Below are 19,807 nucleotides of genomic sequence, written 5' to 3' on the forward strand. Positions count from 1 at the left end.
TTTCGGGGGTGGGGTTCCAGTGCGCGCCGGTTCGGGCGTAATCCCAGCCCGTGCCCCTGTCGACGAGCGTGGCGACAGCCTCGATGAGTCGCTCGATATCCGCCGAGCTGGTGCCGAGGCCGACGCTGGCGCGCAGCGCGCCGTCGAGACCGAGACGGGCGAGCAGTGGGTGGGCGCAGAAGCGGCCGTCGCGGACGCCGATCCCGTGTTCGGCGGAAAGGTAGGCGGCGACGTGGCCGGGCTCGAAGCCGTCGAGGGTGAAGGCGACGATGCCGACCGAATCGGGGCTGTCGGACCACAGGCGCAGTAGTTCCACGCCGGGGACGGCGGACAGGCCCTCGCGCAGCCGCTCGGCGAGACGATGTTCGTGATCGGCGAGGGTTTCGGCGTCGATATCGCACAGCGCCTCGCAGGCGGCGGCGATCGCGGCCGCGCCGAGCACATTCGGCGAACCCGCCTCGTGACGCTGCGGCGCGGGAGCCCATTCCGCCGAATCCACAGCCACCTCGCGCACCGCGCCGCCGCCCGCGAGATACGGCTCGGCGGCGTCGAGCCAGTCGCGACGGCCGACGAGAACGCCCGTGCCGAACGGCGCGTAGAGCTTGTGACCGGAGCAGGCCAGGTAATCGACTCCACTGTCGCGCAGACTGATCCGACGGTGCGGGGCCAGCTGCGCCGCGTCGACCAGGATGCGCGCGCCACATCGGTGGGCCACCTCGGCGAGCCGCTCGATCGGCAACACTTCACCGGTGACGTTCGAGGCACCGGTGACGGCGAGCAACGCGGCGGGCCTGGCACACAATTCGGCGACGAGCAGCGCGATGGTCTCCTCGACGGTGTCGGCGGCCCGAACCACACGACGTCCGTTCCTGGTCCACGGCAGGAAGTTGGCGTGATGTTCGGTATCGAGCACGACGGTGTCGCCCGGCACGCATCCGGCCAGCAGATTGAGCGAATCGGTGGTGTTGCGGGTGAAGACCACGACCTGGTCGTCCTCGGCATCGAAGAACCGGCTCACCGATCCGCGCGCCGATTCGTAGCATTCGGTGGAGATCCGGGAGGCATAACCCGCGCCCCGGTGCACGCTGGCGTAGTACGGCAGCAACTGCTGCACCCGATCGGTGACCCGGGCCAGCGCGGGGGCGCTCGCCGCGTAGTCGAAATTCGCGTAGGTGGTGGTTCCGCCCTGGACGAGCGGCACCTGGAGATCGTCGCCGGACACCCGCGCGAGCGGGGCACAGGTCTGGTTCGCCACAGAAGTCATCACAAAATCCCATCGGCCGAGGGGACTCGCAATCAGGAGATCGTTCGAGTCCGCGCTTGCCGCACCCGGTCGGGCGACGGCCCGGTCGTCACCCGGAGCACCCCGCCGCGGAGGAGGGTTGCCGACCAGCTAGCCGGGGCTTGACGCTGGTACTCATGACCTGGATCGAGGTTGGCAGAAGCAGCACCGCCCTGTCAACCACGACATTCCGATGACTCTTCGCGCCACAACACCAACGAGGTGACGGAGGACACGACCGCGGCGAGCGTGAGACACAGGAACGCCCGCTGGAAACCCACCTCGACGCCGTCACCCGCGACCGTCGCCCGGTACAGCACCACCGCGAGCAGAGCGGCGCCGATGGATCCGCCCATGCGCTGGAGGATGTTCACCACCGAGGCCGCGTCCGGCAACTGTTCGGCCCGTACCGCGGCGTAGGCCGAGGCGACGATCGGCACCCCGGTCAACCCCGTCGCGATCCCTCGAAGCAGTAGAAGTACTTGGATGACAACGGGATTCATCGAGGCGTCGCCGAATACGAAAGGCAGCGACACCGCGACGAGTAGCAGTCCGCCGACCGCCGCGACGGCGCCGCCGCCGTACCGATCGGTCAGGCGACCGCCGATCGGCAGGATGACGACGCCGCCGATCCCGAACGACAGCAGCAACAGACCGGTCGCCACCAGACCCTTCTCGTGCAGATTCTGAAAGTACAACGGCAGCAACAGCATCGACCCGAACAGCGACATCCCGCCGAAGAAGTGGGCGACGGTGGCCGCCGCGAAAACCGGACTGCGGAACATCGTGATGTCGAGCAGACTCGCCTGCCGCGCACGCACCGCGCGCAGCACGAAACCGCCGAGTGCGAGCGCTCCCACCACCAGGGAAACCCACACCGTCGGCGCGGAAAGTCCACCGCGACCGCCGAATTCGCTCAGTCCGTAGACGAGCGCCGAGAGTCCGAGCGCGATCAGCGCGAATCCTGCGATATCGAAACTCGCCGTCACATCCGACGCGGGCACACGCGGCAGCGACCGCCGGGCAAGCACGAAGGCCACCACGCCGAACGGAATATTGATCAGGAACAGCCACTGCCAGTCCAGATGCGCCAGCATCAACCCGCCGACGGTCGGGCCGATCGCGGGAGCCGAGACCACCGCGATACCGACGACGCTCATCACCCTGCCGAGCCGATGCGGACCGGCCACCCGCCCGATCATCGCCTGACCGGCGGGTACCAGCAAACCGGCCGCCAACCCCTGCCCGATTCGCAGGGCGATGAGCCAGCCCATGCTCGGCGCGAGCGCGCACAGCCCCGACATCACGGTGAACGCGGTCAACGCGCCCATCCACAGCCGGTCCATCGCCACGCGCCGACCGAGCCACCCGCACAGCGGAAGCGTGACCGCGAGCGCGAGCAGATATCCGCTGGCGATCCATTGCGCGCTGTCGAGCGTCGCGCCCAGATCCGTGGCGATGGTGTCGAGCCCGATATTGACCAGTGACGTATCCAACATGCTCATGACCGCGCCGAAGACGACCACGCCCGCGACCCGCCACACACTCGCGGGAATGGGTTCGAGCACGGGAGCGACGGCGGCGGTTCGAGTATCCGACATGGATCCTCCGTTATCGATCGATATCCGAGATCTGTAGATCACTGAGATTGTTGAGATTATCAACAGTTTGTTGAATCAACAATGGATACAATTTCCGGATGTCAGAAGACCCGTCGCATCCGCCCGGCCTGCTCCGGTTCCCGACCTATGCCCTCGGCAAGCTGCACAAGGCCGTGCACGCGGAGATGGGCATGTCGTTGCGCGAGCATTGGGTGCTGGTCTATCTGGAGGAATACGCCGAACTGTCCCAACAGCAGGTCTCGACCGCGCTCGGCATCGACCGCAGCGAAGTCGTCCGATTGATCGATGGACTCGAACGCGACGGCCTGGTCGTCCGCACCCGCGACGCCGCTGACCGGCGCAAATACCGACTGACGGTCACCAAGGCCGGGCGGGCCGAACGCCGTCGCACCGACGACATGATCGAGGCCGCCGCCAAGCGCGTACTGGGCCGACTCGACGACGAGGAGCAACGGACACTGCATCGCCTCGCCCTCAAAGCGCTCGGTGAGGACCCGTCGCTGAGCGACCGAAACCGGCATTCCGCCCGGTAGAGCCGCTGGGGTGCCGCGCGAACCACCGTGTCCGGGCGCACGAACCAGGCGATACCCCGAGTACCGTGGACACTCGGTCACCGTGGCGTTTGCCCTCTGGTAACCCTCTTGTGAAACAACCAAGGGTGAAGAGCTAGGCAGGTCGATGAGAGGTGGTCAGGACGTCATGCTGCAGCCGCAGATCGACGCCACGGCGAGTGAGAGCCAGGACACCGGGGCGATTCCCGATCCGTTGTCACGTGGCAGCCTCGCCGCACCCGCGCGCACCCTGGTCGACATACTCGCCGCCACCGCGATCGATTACCCCGACGCGCCCGCCATCGACGACGGCGAGGTAGTCCTCGGCTACGCCGAACTCCTCGCCGAGATCGACGTACTCGTCGCGCGTCTCGGCGCGGCGGGAGTGAGCGCGGGCGACCGCGTCGGCGTCCGCATGCCGTCGGGCACCCACGAGCTCTACGTGACCATCCTCGCCGTCCTGCACGCCGGCGCGGCCTACGTCCCCGTCGACGCGGACGACCCGGACGAGCGAGCCCGCCTGGTCTTCGGCGAAGCGAAGGTCACCGCCGTCGTCACAGCGAACGGCATCGAATCCGTTCCCGCCGCGAACACGGTCTCGCCGGCCTCCGCCGCGGATACGTCGGTCGAGCGGGAGTCCACCGCGAACACGTCGGTCGAGCAACCGGGTGCGACATGGTGTGCCGGAACAGAGTCGAACTCCGTCGCGCCCGAATCAGCCGCGCAGGCCGAAGTCGCACCCGAACCGACCATCCACGCGACGGCCGCGACCGCATCGGGATTCGAACCGGCCACGCCCGAACAGCCCACATCGGGTCCGGTCGTCCCGGAATCGACCGGACCCGGATTCGCGAAGTCCGAACCATCCACAACCGCGTCGGACTCGGGACACGCACAGTCGGCCGGAGCCGAACGAACCGCGACGGAGGTTCGCACCGCACTTCCCGATGCCTCCGACGACGCCTGGATCATCTTCACCTCCGGTTCCACCGGCACCCCGAAGGGCGTCGCGGTGACGCACCGCAACGCCGCCGCCTTCGTCGACGCCGAGGCGGAACTCTTTTTGCGCGAGGCCCCCATCGGCCCCGGCGACCGTGTGCTCGCGGGCTTGTCGGTCGCCTTCGACGCCTCGTGCGAGGAGATGTGGCTGGCCTGGCGGCACGGCGCGTGCCTGGTCCCGGCCCCGCGCGCGCTGGTCCGCACCGGCGCCGATCTCGGGCCGTGGCTGGTGCGCCGGGAGATCAGCATCGTCTCCACCGTCCCGACGCTGGCCGCGACCTGGCCCGCCGAGGCGCTCGATCCGGTCCGGCTGCTGATCTTCGGCGGCGAGGCCGTGCCACCGGAACTCGCCGAACGCCTTGCCGGGAAAGCGGATTCGGCGCGCGAGGTGTGGAATACCTACGGCCCCACCGAGGCGACCGTCGTCGCCTGCGCGGCACTGCTCGACGGCTCCTGGCCGGTGCGTATCGGCCTGCCGCTCGACGGGTGGGATCTCACCGTGGTCGATCCGGCGGGTAATCCGGTGGCCGAGGGCGAATCGGGCGAGCTGGTCATCGGCGGTGTCGGCCTGGCGCGATATCTCGACCCGGCCAAGGATGCCGAGAAATACGCTCCGCTGCCGTCGCTGGGCTGGGAACGCGCCTACCGCAGCGGTGACCTGGTCCGTAACGACAGCGCCGGACTGGTCTTCCTCGGGCGCGCCGACGACCAGATCAAGATCGGCGGCCGCCGTATCGAACTCGGCGAGATCGACAACGCGCTGCAACATCTGCCCGGCGTCACCGGTGCGGCGGCGGCGATCCGAAGTACCAAGGCGGGCAACAAGATCCTGGTCGGCTACCTGACCGGCCCGGACAGCGACTACGACCTGAAAGCCGCGCGCGAGCGTCTCGGCGAACAGCTTCCGGCCCCGCTGGTGCCGCGACTGGCCGTCGTCGCCGAACTGCCGACGCGCACCTCCGGCAAGGTCGATCGCGACGCGCTGCCGTGGCCACTGCCCAAACAGAAGGACATCGAGGCCGAAGCCGGACTCAGCGAGACCGCACTGTGGGTCGCCGGTCTGTGGGACGCGCTGCTCGGCGCGGAGGTCACCACCCCCGATATCGATTTCTTCGACGTGGGCGGCGGCTCGCTGGCCGCCGCGCAACTGGTCGCCGCGCTGCGCGAACGCTATCCGCACATCACCGTGGCCGAACTCTACGACCATCCGCGCCTCGGGGCGCTCGCCGATTTCCTCGACGACAGCGCACCCGTCGTCGCCGCGGAAGAACGCATCGTGCGGCCCACCCCGCTGCCCGCCCAGGTGTTCCAGGTGCTCGCGACCATTCCGCTGACCACCCTCACCGGTTTGCAGTGGCTCACCTGGCTCGCCATCGTCGGCAATATCGCCGCGTGGTCGGGTTCGTTGCCGTGGCTGCCGCACCTGTCGTGGTGGTGGGCGCTGATCGCCTTCCTGCTCTTCATCTCCCCGCCCGGCCGGATGGCACTGTGCGCCCTCGGCGCCAGGCTCCTGCTCGACGATGTGAAACCGGGCAGCTACCCGCGCGGCGGTCACGTGCACCTGCGACTGTGGACGGCGGTGCGACTGTCGGAGGCCAGTGGCGCCGAGAATCTTTCCGGCGCACCGTGGATGGTGCCCTTCGCCCGGGCGCTCGGCGCGAAGATCGGCAAACGCGTCGACCTGCACACGCTGCCACCGGTCACCGGAATGCTGGAACTCGGCAACGGGTGCAGTGTCGAACCCGAGGTCGATCTGTCGGGCTATTGGATCGACGGCGACCTGGTCCATATCGGTCCGATCGCCGTCGGCCCCGGCGCGGTGGTGGGTTCGCGCTCGATTCTGCTGCCCGGCACCAAGATCGGGAAGAACGCCGAGATCGCGCCCGGCTCCGCGGTATCCGGCAAGGTCAAGGCCGATCAGGAGTGGGGTGGCTCGCCCGCGGTGAAGGTCGGCAAGGCCCAGCACCGCTGGCCCGACGAGACCCCGGCGCGCGCGGCGCACTGGGTGCTGATCTTCGGCATCACCTCGATGGTGCTCGCCGCCGTCCCGATCATCGGACTCGCCTCCGGCGGGGCATTCATCGCCTGGTGGATCCGCGACACCACGACGCTGACCGAAGGTCTCGGCCGCGCCTTCGCCATCCTGCCCGTCGCGTCGTTGCTGAGCCTGGCCGTCTACGCCGCGGTGACGATCGTCGCGGTGCGGCTGTTCAGTATCGGACTGCGCGAGGGTTACCACCCGGTGCGCAGCCGGACCGGCTGGCAGGCATGGTCCACCGAGCGTCTGCTGGATTCGGCCCGGACATTCCTCTTCCCGCTCTACGCGAGTCTGCTGACCCCGATGTGGCTGCGCCTGCTCGGCGCCAAGATCGGCCGCGGTGTCGAAGTGTCGACCGTGCTGCTGCTGCCCAAATTCACCACCGTCGCCGACGGCGCCTTCCTCGCCGACGACACCATGATCGCCGGATACGAACTCGGCGGCGGATGGCTGCACATCGGCGAGGCCAAGGTCGGCAAACGCGCGTTCCTCGGCAATTCCGGAATGACCGCCCCGGGACGGCGGGTGCCGAAGAACGGACTCGTCGCCGTCCTGTCGGCCGCGCCGTCCAAAGCCAAAGCGGGGTCGTCCTGGCTCGGCAGTCCCCCGGTCCGGCTGCGCCGCGACTCCGAAGGCGGCGATTCCGACCGCACCTTCGATCCGCCGCTGCGTCTACAGATCGCGCGGGCCGTGGTGGAGACCTGCCGACTCGTCCCGGTGCTGGTGACCTTCGCCATCGGCCTCGGCGTGCTGTTCACCCTGGCCTGGCTGGCGCAGTTGCTCGGTCATCTGCCCGCCGCTCTGCTCAGCGGTGTGGTGCTGTTGGCCGCGGGCGCGGTCGCCTGTGGCAGCGCGGTCGCCGCGAAATGGTTGATGGTCGGACGTATTCGCGCGGAGGAGCACCCGCTGTGGAGCTCGTTCGTGTGGCGTAACGAGGTCGCGGACACCTTCGTGGAGACCGTCGCCGCACCGTGGTTCGCGCGCGCCGCGACGGGTACACCCGTACTCAACCTGTGGCTTCGTGGACTCGGTGCGAAAATCGGACGCGGGGTATGGTGCGAGTCCTATTGGCTACCGGAGGCGGACCTGGTGACACTCGGCGACGGCGCGACCGTGGAGCGCGGCTGTGTGGTGCAGACCCATCTCTTCCACGATCGGATCATGGCGATGGACACCGTCACCCTGGGCGCTGGAGCCACTCTCGGCCCGCACTGCGTCGCGCTTCCGGCCGCGGTGATCGGCGCGGGCGCGACCATCGGACCGGCCTCGCTGGTCATGCGCGGCGATGTGGTGCCGCCGTCGACCCGCTGGTGGGGCAATCCCATCTCGCCCTGGCCCGGCGCGATCGCGAGCGCGCCGGAAACCGAGGCCGAATCGGAAGCGGGCCGAGCGAAAGCGGCTCGCTGATGCCGAGCAAGTTCTACGACGTCCCGATCGACGAATACCTACCCCAGAACGGCAATCGCGGTTACCGGGTCTCCAGGTACGAACTCGAACTGAGCTACCGGGTGGCGAGCAACCGCCTGGCCGGACGGGCCGAGATCACCGCGGTGACCACCGAGGTCCGACCGCGTTTCGCCGTGGACCTGTCGCAATCGCTCGCCGTCACAAAGGTTCTCGTCAACGGCGTCAAGGCGTCGAAATACGCTCATCAGCACAACAAACTGGTGATCACACCGCAGCAGCGCATTCCGGCGGGCGGCGTGCTCTCCCTGATCGTGCTGTACAGCGGCACACCGAAACCGGTGCGCGGACCGTGGGGCGAAGTCGGCTGGGAGGAACTGACCGAGGGCTCGCTCGTCGCCAGTCAGCCCAACGGCGCCGCGTCCTGGTTTCCGTGCGACGACCACCCCAGTTCCAAAGCCAGCTACCGCATTTCGATCACCACCGACACTCCGTACTACGCGCTCGCCAACGGATCCCTCATCGGTAAACAGACCAAGGCCAGCCAGACCACCTGGGTCTACGAGCAGCCCGAACCGATGGCGAGCTATCTGGCCACCATCCAGATCGGCCCGTACCGGAAATTCCGGGTCGGCTCGGCGCAGAGTCCGGTCGCCATGCACGCCGTGGCACCGGTGCGGTTGCGCGCCAACTTCGAACACGATTTCGCCAGACAGCCCGCGATGATGGACCTGTTCATCGAGAAATTCGGGCCGTACCCGTTCGGCGGCTACACGGTGGTGATCACCGACGACGAACTGGAGATCCCGATCGAGGCGCAGGGCATCTCGGTTTTCGGCGCGAACCACTGCGACGGCCGTCGCGGTTCGGAACGACTCGTCGCGCACGAACTCGCCCACCAGTGGTTCGGCAACAGTCTGACCATCCGGCGCTGGCGCGACATCTGGCTGCACGAGGGTTTCGCCTGCTACGCGGAATGGCTGTGGTCGGAGGCCTCGGGCGGCGCGTCGGCCGATCAGCAGGCCAGAGCGGCGCGCCACAACCTCTTCCGCCAGCCGCAGGACATCATCGTCGGCGATCCGGGCCCGCGCCGCATGTTCGACGACCGCGTGTACAAACGCGGCGCGCTGACCCTGCACGCCCTACGTCTGGAACTCGGGGATGCGGCGTTCTTCGACCTCGTGCGCGAATGGGCGGCCCGCTACCGGCACGGCTGGGTCACCACCGAGGAGTTCACCGATCTGGCAGGCCACTACAGCCTGCTACCGCTGCGCCCGCTCTGGGACACCTGGCTGCACGCCGAGGTACTGCCCCCGCTGCCCCCGCTGGGCGGACAGGCCAGCTCTGCCCGCTGAGATTCAGAAGACCAGGTAGCGGGCGGCGAGTTCCTCGATGAGCGGATCGTCCTCGGCGACCGAGGCCAACGTGTCCAGATCGGTTTCGATCGCGATGCGGCGCGGATCGTCGTGTTCGGAATCGGGTACGCCGTCCTCGGCGAGTTGTCGTAACAACTTGACGCGGACGCGGTGCCTGAGTGTGTCGCTCATATTCGAAGCTTGCCCGATGCGAGCCACCGAAATCAGATCGGCGCGAGCCAGGATCCCCACGGCGTATTGCGGAAGACCGAATACACCGCGATCACGGACAGCAGTACCCACATGGTGCTGCGTTCCATCTTCGGCACGACGAGGCGTTGACCGCGCCACGCGTGCCTCGTCCACACGCCGACCCACACCGCGAGGGCGAGTATCAGCGGTATCGCGATCAGACTGCTGTGCAGCGAGTCGATAACCCGTCCGTCGGTCAGGTTGTGCACGGCCCGCATACCACCGCAGCCCGGGCAGTACAGACCGGTGAGGGCGTAGAACGGGCAGTAGCCGTAGGCCCCCTCCTCGTGCGGGTCCCGGAAATGCAGCAGCGCCAGCGCGCCGATACCCGCACCCGCCGTCAGCAGCGGCAGCGGCATCGCTCGCCAACCCCGATGCTTTGGCGGCGCCAGAAATCTCCCCGACCCCGAGTCCGCACCCGGTGCGACATGCGTGCTCTCCACGAGGAACAACGGTAGCCGCGTCGGCCCGATCACCGCCACCGCGACCGCGATCACCGAACCGATTTCCGGCCTCCGAGCGGCCCGGATGGGGCCGCGACCAGTTCGATACCGAGCGAACATGATCATTTCCATACCGCGTTTTCCCAGCTCGAACTAAAATTTCGGCCGTGGATGCCGCTGAATTTCTTCGGCTCGACGGATATGGGGTCAGTTCGGCTCGCAGACTCGAATTCGGGAATGTGGGTCACTGGCACGCCCCCCAGGAGGGCGAGATCGCAGGCGCGGTGGCAGTGGAGATAGACCCGGGTGACGGAAGTTCGGTCGTGGTTTTCGTCCAAGCGCCGCACAGACGCGACGTACCCGGCGATTTCCACCCGAACGATCAGGTCTGTCTGGTCATACCGGACATGATCGCCGAACTTCTCGACTCCGACTGATCGTCGTACTCACGACACTCCCTACCCGCCCGACCACGAAGCCGCGGTAGCTCCTGTCCGCGCGCGAACGGTCGACCGGTAGTACAAGCCGCCGCACCCGCGACAGCGCGGATCCGGCGGTGCGATTCTGGCGGCCGGGCCGTCGAGTACCCGAGATCTTTTGTTCGGAAAAGCAGTGTTCGCCGTACCGAATATCGGGTATTCGACCGTTCGAGCCAGGATTTCCGCCATCGAGCGCTTGCACTAGCAAGCACCCCAGCTTGCAGGGTACGGTGACGGCAGACACAAAGGAGTGCTCGAATGCTGGTCACGTCGATGAAGACGCTAGCGGGACTACGCGGCAGCGAACCGCTGACCGCGGCCTACCGTGCTGCGCTGCGCAACCGCACCTTCGCCACCGCGTCGCTGAACAAGCCGACCGTCCCCCACGACGTCATCCCCGTGACCACCGCCGACGGCGCCCGCCTGCGGGTGCACGCCTACGGCCCCGCCGACGGCGAGACCCTCGTGCTCGTGCACGGGTGGAGTTGCAGCATCGAGTACTGGAATCCCCAGATCAACGCCTTCGCCGACCGCTACCGCGTCGTCGCCTACGATCAGCGCGGCCACGGCGAGAGCGAACTCGGCCGCGTCCCGCTGGGTCCCGCCAGCCTCGCCGACGATCTCGTCGCCGTACTCGACGCGGCCCTGCCCGCGGGCAAGCGCGCCGTCCTCGTCGGCCACAGCATGGGCGGAATGACCCTGCAAGCATGGGCCGCCCGCTACCCCGAGCAGGTCGCCGAACGCGCCTCCGAAGTCGTCCTCGTGAACACCGCCGCCAGCGAGATCCGGCACGAGACCGACATGATCCCGGTCCTGAACAAGCCGCTCACGGTCGCGGACCGCCCGCTGACCGTCCTCGGCGCGACCGTCAGGATGCCCTCGGCCATCGCCGAGACGATGCTGTACTCCCCCGTGCCGCTGCCGGGCGGTTGGCTGGCCAACACGGTCTTCAAGGACCGTGCCATGACCAAGAACGCCACCGCCGACGAAGTCGAGTTCGCGCTGAGCGTCATCCGGTCCTGCCGCCCGCTCACCCGCGGCCTGCACGCCGTCGCCCTGCTCGACATCGATCTCGGCGACTCCGCCGAACACCTGACCGTCCCCACCACGGTCATCGCGGGCTCGAACGATCTGCTCCTGCCCGAACGTCTGTCCCGCCGCATCGTCGAACTGCTCGACCGCACCGGTTTCCTCGCCGACTACCACGTCTGGCCCACCGGCCATCTCGGCAATATCGAGGCCGCCGACCGCTTCAACGCGGTACTGGAACAGGTCGTCGCCCGCAGTTACCAGCAGACCGCCACCGCCGTCTGAGCCGATTCGGCGTCCATCTACTGCTCGAGCAGCTTCGGTTGGTCGGTCAGATTTGCCTGGTCGACCCGATTTTCGCCGGGTCCGATTCCACGGCGACTTCCCCGCATCGAGAAGGGGGAAGCTCCTGGTTACGTATCCGATGGAGCTTCCCCCGGATCGAAGGGTAGCGGGCGCGTTGGGCTCGCGGGCCACTATCCCGGTTCCGGTCACCCGGAACATCTTCGAGCATACAGAGGGTTATGGTGCGAGGGGTGTCGAGCGAAGAGCCGACCGACCTCGTGTCCGGTCCCGCTCGCCCTACGGAATGTCATGCCGCGAGCGACCGATTCGGGCCCGCACGTCGCCGAGCATGACCCTCGGTCTCCGGGACGTGGCCTCACCACATTGCGACCGGCGGAATGTCATGTCGCGCGCGACTGATTCGAGCCCGCACGTCAGCGAGCATGACGTTCGGTTCCAGGACCCGGCCGGACCGAACTGCGACCGGCGCGAATCTCTTCCACACCGATATTCATAGCTATCATTCAGCAATGACTCCGGGGCGATCGACTACGTCCGCGCCGCCCGCGCCCCACTCGTGGCCCCGGTGAACCGGTCGAACTGCCCCCACATCGGTTGAGGTGGTGAATGTCGAACACAGGTGACAGGGCTCGAAACAGTGTTGCCCCCGGTCCATCGGCCCATCGGGCGCTGATAATCGGCGCTGGCGTCGGCGGTATCTCCATCGCCCGAGGATTGCTACGTGACGGGCACGACGTGACCGTATTCGAGCGGGCGTCCGCTGTGCGGGCCGGAGGCGGTGCGGTGACCATCTGGCCCAACGGGGCGAAGGTACTCACCCAACTCGGCATCGATATGACCGGAGCCGGTCGGCTTCTTTCGGCGGTGCACGTGTCGACCGCTAGCGGACGTCGCCTCGCCGCGATCGACGTGACGGCACTGAGCGCCAGGATGGGAGCCCCCACCCGGATGGTTCCCCGTCGGGTGCTGCTGGAACGACTGATGGACGGTTTCCCGCCCGATCGAATCCGCTGCGATGCGCGCGCCGTCGACGTGACCAACACTCCCCGGGGCGTGCGAGTCGATTTCGCGGACGGCACATCGGCCGAGGGGGATCTGCTGATCGGCGCGGACGGTCAGCACTCGACGGTGCGCGCCGCGATGAGCGCACCGGAGGCGACACCGACCGGCTGGTGCAGCTGGCAAGGACTGATAAAGCTGCCCGAAATCGCCGACAGCGACGTCGGCGTGATCATCATCGGCGAAGGTGGCAACCTCGGCCTGTGGCCCGCGGGCAACGGCAGCCTCCAGTGGTGGTTCGACCTGCCGTGGACCCCGGATTTCGTCCACCCCGACTCCCCCATCGACGCCATCCGGTCACATTTCACCGGCTGGTCCCAGCCGGTCGACCGGGTGCTTGCCACTCTGACCGACGACGACCTGAGCATGTCCCCTTTCCCCCACTTCCGCCATCCGATACCGCGCGAATGGGGCCGCGGCCGATTCACCCTGCTCGGCGATGCCGCCCACACGATGCCGCCCACCCTCGCCCAGGGCACCAACCAGGCACTACTGGACACGATGGTCCTGCGCCGCGCACTGGCCTCCGCGCGCACCATCCCCGAAGCGCTGAACTGGTACGGCAGAACCCGCCGCCGCAAGGTCGCCGCCGTCTCCTGGGTGACCTCACTCCAGGTCTCCCACGGCGAGTCCACGATGAAGCCCGCCGGGCTCCTGCCCCCCGGTTTCACGACCTCGGCACTGACGAATTTCCTTCGGGCAACCAGCCATTCGAGAATGTCCGCCGAAGCCAACGAGAAATTCTCACCGATCGACACCCGATGAGGGCCATGCACTCTCGTCACGCATCCGCGCGGGCCAGTGCCTCCGCTTCCATCGCGGCGATGAAGTCGGCGACGTTCGAACCGTAGACGCCCCAGCTGTTCACGCCGCCGAGTTCGACGAGGCGAAGCACGCCGTCGTCGCCGACGCCGACATCGACGGTGATCATGGTGGAACCCTGCGCGAGCATGCGCGCCGCCGCGGTCTCCGCGAAAACCCGCACGTGGTCCGGGACGGGGAGATACGGCTCGAGCGGATAGGAGCTCCCGCAGACGAAGCGGCCGTCGCGGCAGAAGCAGCGATACTCGCACTCGAATGTCACCACCTCGGACACGACGACGAGTTCGTCCCGGTATCCGTCGTAGAGCTGAAGCCAACGCTCCAACTCCGCGATCGCGTGAACGCCCGCGGGGAACAGCTTGTAGTTCGTATCGCTCCGGAGGAAGACCCGGTCACCGCCGAACATGCGCCGCAACGGGAGACGTGGAACCGCCGAGAACGGCACGAGGACAGCGGTGCGGCCGAGGAGGTCGTAGACGTGCCGGTAGTAGGACGAGCACCGCAACGTCGGGTAGTCGTCGAACACCGCGTCTCCGAGTCGTAACACTCGGCGCAGACGCGTCATCGTCAACATCGTGCCGTATCCGACGATCGCGCGGCCCTCCTCGACGACCGGCCAACGACCCATCATCACGTCATGCGGCTCGACGATCAGGGCATCATCGAGCGCGGCCGCGACGATGGCGGAGCCGGGGAACTCCTCGTGGACATCGATGATCCAGCGCGGTCGCATCGCACGATGCTACGTGCGCCGAACAGGATATTTCCGGCTGAATTCGGACCTCTTACGACCAGACCTCGGCCGAGCGCGACGAGCGAGTGCCGCCGAATTCGGTGGATCGCCGCAAAGAACGAACCGACGGCGGCTGACGAACTGCACGGCACGGCTCGTCGAACGAAAAACCGTCCAGAGCTGGAACCATTCGCTTGATACCTGTCGCGGTATCGGTTCGTGAGCCGGAGACGATATGTGGCGCACCCGGTGGCTATCGGATCCGGGACAAAAGCCCAGCGCTGGTGGGGCGATCACCATGAGTTGTGCGCGAACAAACCGGTGGCCGAGTTGAACAGCGGGCGGGACTACGAGAAGTTGACAGCACTGCTCCGGCGTTACCGGATCCAGAAGCGGTAACGAGGGAATGCCGTCGTACGTGGATCCCTGAAATATGGAGCCGCCTGGGGGAATCGAACCCCCGACCTTTTCATTACGAGTGAAGCGCTCTACCGACTGAGCTAAGGCGGCGTGCCTTTCGGCCACGCGAGTCTATCGCCTCGGTGCCCGTATCGCGAAAACGGGTGGTCAGCCGGATTGGGCGGCGATCAGCGAGGCGACCATGGCGGCGACGGCGAAGCGGGGTTTGACGTTGAGGTCGAGTGCTTCGCGGCAGCTCAGGACGGCTTCGATGGAGCGGAGCAGACCTTCGGGGCGGACCCGGTCGGCGAGGTCGTGGATTTGATCGGACAGATCGGGGTGGGTGAGGACGACCCCGGAGCCGTTGCGTGCCGCGCCGTATCGGACGACGAGCGCGTCGCGGTAGAACCCGGCGACGTCGATGAGGGCGCGGTCGAGGGCGTCGCGGCCAGTGCGGGTCGCACGTGATTTCTGGCGACGTTCCAGGTCTTTCAGTACGCCCGCCGAACCGCGGGTCGCGCTCGCCGAGCCTTTTCCGGTGCCGCCCGCGCCGAGGGCGGTGGCGAGTTCGTCCCGCTCGCGGTCGTCGCGGGTCGCGCTCATCTGTTTGGCCTCGTCATCGGCGGATTTCACCAGATCGTCGGCGGCGGCGTAGGCGGCACCCGGCCGGGACACTGCGCCGACCAGAGCCAAGGCGCGTTTTCTGCTCGAACGCGCTGCCTCGTCGGTCGCGAGGCGGCGGGCGCGGCCGACATGTCCGCCGCTGATCGAGGCGGCCCATTCGGCGGTCTTCGCGTCCAGTTGATCGCGTTCACGCAGCACCCTGGCGATCGAGGGCACCGACGGAGTCACCAGGTGCACGTGCCGACAGCGCGAACGCAGGGTGATCGAGATGTCCTCCGGGTCGACCGACGGCGCGCAGAGCAGGAAGACGGTGCGATCCGGTGGCTCCTCCACCACTTTCAACAGCACATTTCCCGCCGCTTCGGTGAGCCGGTCGGCGTCCTCGACGACAACAACCTGCCAGCGGCCGGTAGACGGCCGCCGCGAGGCGATCTGCACGATGCCGCGCATCTCCGCTGTGCGGATACTCAGCCCTTCGGGAACGACCCGGCGCACGTCACCGTGGGTGCCCGCCAGCGTCGTCGTGCAGGCATGACATCGCCCGCATCCGGGAGTTCCCGCGTCCGTGCACTGCAACGCGGCGGCGAAGCACAGCGCGGCAACGGATCTGCCCGATCCGGGGGGACCGGTGAACAACCACGAATGGGTCATCGCCCCCTCGATGACACCGGCGCGTGCCGCGATCGCGGCAGCCGTCAGCTCGGACTCGACCGCATCCTGGCCGACCAACCGATCGAAGACACCCGCCACGCGATACACCCTAGCCGCAGGTACCGACACGACTCACCGTGGTCGGTGCGTCGGTTCGCACCTCAGGACTTCTTCGCTGCCGTCTTCTTGGCCGGAGCCTTCTTGGCCGCGCCGGTCGTCTTCTTGGCCGCCGTCTTCTTGGCGGCGGTCTTCTTCGCTGGCGCCTTCTTCGCGGTCTTCTTCACCGGACCGCGCGAGCGCCGATCGGCCAGCAGTTCCGAGGCCCGCTCATCGGTGATCGATTCCACCGCATCGTCTTTGCGCAGACTGGCATTGGTCTCGCCATCGGTGACGTACGGGCCGTAGCGTCCATCCTTGATCACCATCGGCTTGCCCGTGGCCGCGTCGTTGCCGAGTTCACGCAGCGGCGGCGCGGTGGCCGCGCGTCCACCGCGACGCTTGGGCTCGGCATAGATCTTCAATGCCTCCTCCAGCGTGACCGTGAAGATCTGATCCTCGTCGGCCAGCGACCGCGAATCGGTCCCCTTCTTCAAATAGGGTCCGTAGCGACCGTTCTGCGCGGTGATCTCCTCGCCCGACGCGGGGTCGGTCCCGACCACCCGCGGCAGCGACAGCAACTTGAGCCCGTCCTCGAGGGTGATCGTGGCCAGATCCATCGACTTGAACAGCGAACTGATGCGCGGTTTCGGTCCCGTGGTCTTCTTGGCCGTCTTCTTCGCGGGTGTCGCGGCTTCCTCGGCCGGTTTCGGCAGGACCTCGGTGACGTAATCACCGAAACGTCCCTTCTTGGCGAGGATTTCGTGCCCGCTCTCGGGATCGACACCGAGTTTGCGCCCCTCCTGCGGAGTCGAGAACAACTCCTCGGCGACCTCGTTGGTCAGCTCGTCGGGGGGCAGATCGTCGGGCAGGTTGGCCCGCTGCGAGATCGAATCACCCTCGGGATCATCGGGATTGACGATCATCCGTTCCAGGTACGGACCGTAGCGACCGACCCGGACCACGACATCGCGTCCCTGATCGTCGTTGAACAGTTTGATCGAGTTGATCTCACGGGCATCGATATCGTCGAGTTGCCCGCCGACCATCTTCTTCAGCCCACCGGACCGCGCCACCGACCCCTCGGCACCGCTGCTGCCACCGAAATAGAAGCTGGACAACCAGTTTCCGCGTTGTTCACGCCCACCGGCGATCGCGTCGAGATCGTCTTCCATCGCCGCGGTGAAATCGAAGTCGACCAGTCGGCCGAAGTAGGCCTCGAGCAGTCCGATGACAGCGAACGCCACCCACGACGGCACCAGCGCGCTACCGCGTTTGTACACGTAGCCGCGATCCAGGATCGTCTTGATGATCGACGAATACGTCGACGGTCGCCCGATGCCGAGCTCCTCGAGCGTCTTGATCAGCGACGCTTCGGTGTATCGCGCGGGCGGATTCGTACTGTGCCCATCGGGATTCAGCTCGACCGCGGTGACGCCCTGGCCCTCTTCCAGCGCGGGGAGACGGGATTCGGCGTCGTCGGACTGACCGCCCGCCTCTTCGTCGACACTCTCCACGTAGGCCTTGAGGAAGCCGGGGAAGGTGATGGTGCGGCCGGAAGCGGAGAAGACGCATTCCTCGCCAGTGCCGGCGACGCCGGTGATCCGCAATGTCAGCGTGGTGCCGCGCGCGTCGGCCATCTGCGAGGCGACGGTGCGCTGCCAGATCAGTTCGTAGAGGCGGAATTCGTCGTTGTCGAGCCGCGAATGCAGCTGCCCCGGGGTCTGGAACGTGTCACCGGACGGACGAATCGCCTCGTGTGCCTCCTGCGCGTTCTTCACCTTGCGCGTGTACTGACGCGGCGACGGCGAGACGTAGTCCGCGCCGTACAACTGCGTCGCCTGCGAACGGGCCGCGGCGATGGCCGACTCCGACAACGTCGTCGAGTCGGTACGCATGTAGGTGATGTAGCCGTTTTCGTAGAGCCGCTGCGCCACCCGCATGGTGCGCTCGGAGGTGAAACGCAGTTTGCGCCCGGCCTCCTGCTGCAACGTCGAGGTCATGAACGGCGGATACGGCTTACGCGTATAGGGCTTGGCTTCCGCGGAGGAGACCACCAGCGCGGTTCCGTCGAGCGCCTCGGCGAGTCGGCGGGCATGGGCCTGGTCGAGCACGACGACGCCGTTGGCCGTTTTCAACTGCCCGTCCGGGCCGAAATCACGACCGGAGGCGACCCGTGCGCCGTCCACGTTGACCAGGCGCGCACCGAAGGTCCGCGGATTGGTGGTGTTCTCGTCGCCGGATCCGGCGTCGAGCTTGGCTGCGATATCCCAGTACTCGGCCGAGCGGAACGCCATGCGCTCACGCTCACGCTGCACGATCACCCTGGTCGCGACGGACTGCACGCGGCCCGCCGACAACCGCGGCATGACCTTCTTCCACAGCACCGGACTGACCTCGTAGCCGTACAGACGGTCGAGGATGCGGCGGGTCTCCTGCGCGTCGACCAGATCCGAGTCGAGTTCACGGGTATCGGCGGCGGCGGCGAGGATCGCGGGTTCGGTGATCTCGTGGAACACCATCCGGCGGACCGGCACCTTGGGCTTGAGCGTCTCCAGCAGATGCCAGGCGATAGCCTCGCCCTCGCGGTCGGGGTCGGTGGCGAGGTAGAGCTCGTCGGCGTCTTTCAGCAGACTCTTGAGCTCGGTGACCTTGGCCTTCTTATCCGGGCTCACCACGTAGATCGGCTCGAAGTCGTTGTCGACATCGACACCGAGGCGGGCCCAGGACTGCCCCTTGTATTTGGCGGGGACATCCGCGGCACCGCGCGGAAGGTCCCTGATATGACCGACAGAGGCCTCGACCGTGTAATTGCGCCCGAGATAGGGCGCTATCTTGCGGGCCTTGGTCGGGGACTCGACGATCACGAGACGACGCAGGGGACGGCCCTGGTCGGCTGCACCGCGGTCTCGTGTTGCCACCGGCGAATACACCTTTCCTTCTCGACCCGCGCGACGCTGTTACGCGCAATGCGCGGCTGGGGTAAACAGCAGCGGCTACTACTCGAGCCGCTACCAGACACGTTTATACCTTGACGCCGGCTGCGTTCGAGTGCTTGCGACTCGAACCACCGAGCGTACGTGGTCACCGCCGTTCAGTATGCAGTGTGCCCGACCACACCCGCCGCGACATGTCCGGGCACGGCGTGTATCGGATCGTGTCCTACCCCAGATATAGCTCGTCCCTCACCCCCGTTACCGGCGGTGAGGGACGAGCTGAATCGTGGCGTCGCTCAGGAGAGCGCGCGAACTCCGGTGGCCTGCGGGCCCTTTGTGCCCTGGCCGACCTCGAACTCGACCTTCTGGTTCTCCTCGAGGGTACGGAAGCCGGACCCCTGGATCTCGGAGTAGTGGACGAAGACGTCAGCGGACCCGTCCTCGGGCGCGATGAAGCCGAACCCCTTCTCCGCGTTGAACCACTTCACAGTTCCCTGTGCCATTCTGTTCCTTCTCTTTTCTACCGGAACGGCGGACAACTGGGTTCGTCCACCGGGCCCGTTGAGAGCGCTGTACTGTTGGTTCCCCCTGCAGGAAAGCAACCAAGCACACCGTTCGCAACATCGATCCTGCTGACGGTTTGGACTTTGGATCCGTCCCTCGAACACAGAAGCTTGCGACCAGGAACCAGTGAACCATGTCTTCGAGCAATTCAACAGTCGAGTTA

At 67.0% G+C, this 19,807-nt stretch carries 15 protein-coding genes, 1 tRNA gene and 1 riboswitch; of the genes, 7 read left to right on the forward strand and 9 right to left on the reverse strand.

The window, feature by feature from the left end:
• Together JZ792_RS34465 and JZ792_RS34470 are read right to left on the reverse strand one after the other, a co-directional pair.
• On the reverse strand, nt 1-1,264 hold a 1,264-nt coding region (locus JZ792_RS34465; protein WP_216917089.1), incomplete at its 3' end, for an aminotransferase class V-fold PLP-dependent enzyme.
• Nucleotides 1,265-1,311: 47 nt separating this feature from the next.
• Nucleotides 1,312-1,425, reverse strand: a riboswitch (SAM riboswitch).
• Nucleotides 1,426-1,458: 33 nt separating this feature from the next.
• Entirely contained in the window at nt 1,459-2,883 is a 1,425-nt protein-coding gene (locus JZ792_RS34470) for a DHA2 family efflux MFS transporter permease subunit (RefSeq protein ID WP_216917090.1), read from the reverse strand.
• 98 nt (nt 2,884-2,981) lie between these two features.
• Here JZ792_RS34470 and JZ792_RS34475 point away from each other — a divergent pair, with 98 nt between their 5' ends.
• The 3 genes from JZ792_RS34475 to JZ792_RS34485 all read left to right on the forward strand — a co-directional run bounded on the left by JZ792_RS34475 (nt 2,982) and on the right by JZ792_RS34485 (nt 9,251).
• On the forward strand, nt 2,982-3,437 hold the full coding sequence (locus JZ792_RS34475) for a MarR family winged helix-turn-helix transcriptional regulator (RefSeq protein ID WP_216917091.1): 456 nt from the start codon (nt 2,982-2,984) through the stop codon (nt 3,435-3,437).
• A gap of 166 nt (nt 3,438-3,603) precedes the next feature.
• A complete protein-coding gene (locus JZ792_RS34480; protein ID WP_216917092.1) occupies nt 3,604-7,899 on the forward strand; it encodes a Pls/PosA family non-ribosomal peptide synthetase in 4,296 nt (1,431 codons plus the stop codon).
• The gene (locus JZ792_RS34485; RefSeq protein WP_216917093.1) at nt 7,899-9,251 is read left to right on the forward strand and encodes a M1 family metallopeptidase; all 1,353 of its coding nucleotides are present in this window, start codon (nt 7,899-7,901) and stop codon (nt 9,249-9,251) included. Before JZ792_RS34480 ends, JZ792_RS34485 begins: the two co-directional genes overlap by 1 nt.
• Before the next feature lie 3 nt (nt 9,252-9,254).
• On the opposite strand, the gene JZ792_RS34490 is transcribed toward JZ792_RS34485, so the two are convergent.
• Nucleotides 9,255-9,443, reverse strand: a complete 189-nt coding sequence (locus tag JZ792_RS34490; protein WP_216917094.1) for a hypothetical protein — start codon at nt 9,441-9,443, stop codon at nt 9,255-9,257.
• Nucleotides 9,444-9,475: 32 nt separating this feature from the next.
• The gene (locus JZ792_RS34495; protein WP_254190750.1) at nt 9,476-9,862 is read right to left on the reverse strand and encodes a DUF2752 domain-containing protein; all 387 of its coding nucleotides are present in this window, start codon (nt 9,860-9,862) and stop codon (nt 9,476-9,478) included.
• A gap of 251 nt (nt 9,863-10,113) precedes the next feature.
• On the opposite strand from JZ792_RS34495, the gene JZ792_RS34500 reads away from it, so the two are divergent.
• The 3 genes from JZ792_RS34500 to JZ792_RS34510 all read left to right on the forward strand — a co-directional run bounded on the left by JZ792_RS34500 (nt 10,114) and on the right by JZ792_RS34510 (nt 13,584).
• Nucleotides 10,114-10,383 (forward strand): hypothetical protein, encoded by a 270-nt coding sequence (locus JZ792_RS34500; protein ID WP_216917096.1) that lies wholly within the window; start codon nt 10,114-10,116, stop codon nt 10,381-10,383.
• Nucleotides 10,384-10,683: 300 nt separating this feature from the next.
• Nucleotides 10,684-11,739 carry an alpha/beta fold hydrolase gene (locus JZ792_RS34505; protein WP_216917097.1) on the forward strand — a complete coding sequence of 352 codons (1,056 nt, stop codon included), beginning with the start codon at nt 10,684-10,686 and terminating at the stop codon, nt 11,737-11,739.
• 627 nt (nt 11,740-12,366) lie between these two features.
• Complete coding sequence (locus tag JZ792_RS34510; protein WP_216917098.1) at nt 12,367-13,584, forward strand: FAD-dependent oxidoreductase; 1,218 nt, start codon at nt 12,367-12,369, stop codon at nt 13,582-13,584.
• Between the two features lie 16 nt (nt 13,585-13,600).
• Here JZ792_RS34510 and JZ792_RS34515 read toward each other — a convergent pair whose 3' ends face one another.
• Complete coding sequence (locus JZ792_RS34515) at nt 13,601-14,374, reverse strand: ATP-grasp domain-containing protein (protein WP_216917099.1); 774 nt, start codon at nt 14,372-14,374, stop codon at nt 13,601-13,603.
• 249 nt (nt 14,375-14,623) lie between these two features.
• On the opposite strand from JZ792_RS34515, the gene JZ792_RS34520 reads away from it, so the two are divergent.
• Nucleotides 14,624-14,773: a hypothetical protein gene (locus JZ792_RS34520; protein ID WP_216917100.1), complete on the forward strand. Its 150-nt coding sequence runs from the start codon at nt 14,624-14,626 to the stop codon at nt 14,771-14,773.
• 35 nt (nt 14,774-14,808) lie between these two features.
• Here JZ792_RS34520 and JZ792_RS34525 read toward each other — a convergent pair.
• The 4 genes from JZ792_RS34525 to JZ792_RS34540 all read right to left on the reverse strand — a co-directional run bounded on the left by JZ792_RS34525 (nt 14,809) and on the right by JZ792_RS34540 (nt 19,583).
• Nucleotides 14,809-14,884, reverse strand: a tRNA-Thr gene (locus JZ792_RS34525).
• Between the two features lie 57 nt (nt 14,885-14,941).
• Nucleotides 14,942-16,147 carry a DNA polymerase III subunit delta' gene (locus tag JZ792_RS34530; RefSeq protein ID WP_216917101.1) on the reverse strand — a complete coding sequence of 402 codons (1,206 nt, stop codon included), beginning with the start codon at nt 16,145-16,147 and terminating at the stop codon, nt 14,942-14,944.
• 62 nt (nt 16,148-16,209) lie between these two features.
• Nucleotides 16,210-19,011 carry a type I DNA topoisomerase gene (gene topA, locus JZ792_RS34535; RefSeq protein ID WP_308165572.1) on the reverse strand — a complete coding sequence of 934 codons (2,802 nt, stop codon included), beginning with the start codon at nt 19,009-19,011 and terminating at the stop codon, nt 16,210-16,212.
• A 365-nt stretch (nt 19,012-19,376) separates the two neighbouring features.
• Nucleotides 19,377-19,583, reverse strand: a complete 207-nt coding sequence (locus JZ792_RS34540) for a cold-shock protein (protein ID WP_011206895.1) — start codon at nt 19,581-19,583, stop codon at nt 19,377-19,379.
• Nucleotides 19,584-19,807 lie beyond the last annotated feature (224 nt).

The organism is Nocardia noduli, assembly GCF_019038455.1.
Taxonomy (GTDB): domain Bacteria; phylum Actinomycetota; class Actinomycetes; order Mycobacteriales; family Mycobacteriaceae; genus Nocardia; species Nocardia noduli.